The organism is Bergeriella denitrificans NBRC 102155 (assembly GCF_001592185.1).
Lineage (GTDB): Bacteria > Pseudomonadota > Gammaproteobacteria > Burkholderiales > Neisseriaceae > Neisseria > Neisseria denitrificans.
In genome coordinates this window covers 1-1,811 of the sequence record NZ_BCWL01000297.1, presented here as the reverse complement: position 1 = coordinate 1,811, position 1,811 = coordinate 1, and the positions used below count along the sequence as shown (strand labels likewise).

Below are 1,811 nucleotides of genomic sequence, written 5' to 3'. Positions count from 1 at the left end.
TCTAAAAATTAAAATCTAAATGATTTAACGCAAAAGCCGTCTGAAAAATCTGCAAAGATGGCGGCTCAACCCTTTTCAGACGGCCTGTAATCCTGTATAAACCAGCAGGAAGCTAAACCGCCCTGCCGGGCGGCGCGGCATAGTGATACAGAAAAGGATACTCTCATGGCAAATATCTTAATTGTGCCGATTTCTGCCAGCGCAGACGGCTCGGCGGTTACCCAGGCGGTAGCGGCTGCTTTGAATACCGGTACTTTTTGCGCCCTCGATGCCAGCGGCGATGCGGAACGCTTAATCTGCCAAGGTAAAAGCGATGATTGGTTTGACGCGGTCGTCGGTGAAACGGCGGCTTTGGATGCGGAAAATCTGGTGGTGGAAGGCATCCGCCCCGATGCGGAAAAAATCTTCCTGTCCACGAAAAACCTCGAGCTGGCGCTTTCGCTGGATGCGGCGGTGGTGTTTGCGGCGGTAGCGGGCAGCCACGATGTGGATTATCTGGTGAAAAAACTCAATCTGGCCAAGCAGGCTTATGTGACTGCGCCGGATGTATTGGGCGGCTTTATTCTCGACTGCGCCCAACCCGGCGTGGGCGAAGCGGTGGCCGAGCAAACCGGCCTGACCTTCTTCGGCTCGAGCGAAAAACTCAACGATCTTTCCGAGCTGCTCCACCGTAGCAGCCGCCGCCTGTCGCCGGCGCAGTTCCGCTACAATATGATTGATTCGGCCGGCAAAGCCGACAAGCGTATTGTGCTGCCGGAGGGCGCGGAGCCGCGTACTGTACAGGCTGCGGTGATTTGCCATGAAAAAGGCATTGCCCGCTGCGTTTTGCTGGCGCCGCGTGCAGAAGTGGAAGCGGTGGCGAAAGAGCGTCATATCACGCTGCCCGATTCGCTGGAAATCATCGATCCGGCTACGTTAATCGAGCAATATGTCGAGCCGATGTGCGAATTGCGTAAATCCAAAGGCCTCACGCCGGAGCAGGCGCGCGAGCAGCTGCAGGATACGGTGGTATTGGGCACGATGATGATGGCGCAAAACGATGTGGACGGCTTGGTATCGGGCGCGGTACACACTACGGCCAACACCATCCGCCCTGCTCTGCAGCTGATTAAAACGGCGCCGGGCGCAAGCATTGTGTCCAGCGTGTTCTTTATGCTGCTGCCTAATCAGGTGGTGGCTTTTGCCGACTGTGCGGTTAATCCGAACCCGACGCCCGAGCAGCTGGCGGAAATCGCTATTCAAACCGCCGATTCTGCCCAAGCCTTCGGCATCGATCCGAAAGTGGCGCTGATTTCTTATTCGACTGTGAACTCCGGTAGCGGCCCCGATGTGGACGCCGTCATCGAAGCGACAAAAATCGCGCAAGCCAAACGCCCGGATCTGGCCATCGACGGCCCGCTGCAATACGATGCGGCAACCGTACCGAGCGTAGCCAAATCCAAAGCGCCGGAAAGCCAAGTAGCCGGCCGCGCGACGGTATTGGTGTTCCCCGACCTGAATACCGGCAACTGCACCTACAAAGCGGTACAGCGCAATGCCAATGTATTGAGCGTCGGCCCGATGCTGCAAGGCCTGCGTAAGCCGGTAAACGACTTGTCGCGCGGCGCATTGGTGGAAGATATTGTGTATACCATCGCGCTGACTGCCATTCAAGCCAAGCAGATGGAAGGCTAAGATTGAGCGTGTGATGGAAAAGCCGTCTGAAACTTTTGGGGTTTCAGACGGCTTTTTTGTGGGTGGATTTCAGGCACTTGTTTGAATATATAGTCGGAGAGTAAATTCTGATACAAGGTGAGCCAACTCCAGAGCAG

Annotated in this window: 1 protein-coding gene; it reads left to right on the top strand. The window is 55.9% G+C overall.

Features of this window, described 5'->3' with window-relative positions; all coding sequences use genetic code 11:
* Positions 1-165 precede the first annotated feature (165 nt).
* A complete protein-coding gene (pta, locus tag BDE01S_RS10340) occupies positions 166-1,674 on the top strand; it encodes a phosphate acetyltransferase (RefSeq protein WP_066081242.1) in 1,509 nt (502 codons plus the stop codon).
* Positions 1,675-1,811 lie beyond the last annotated feature (137 nt).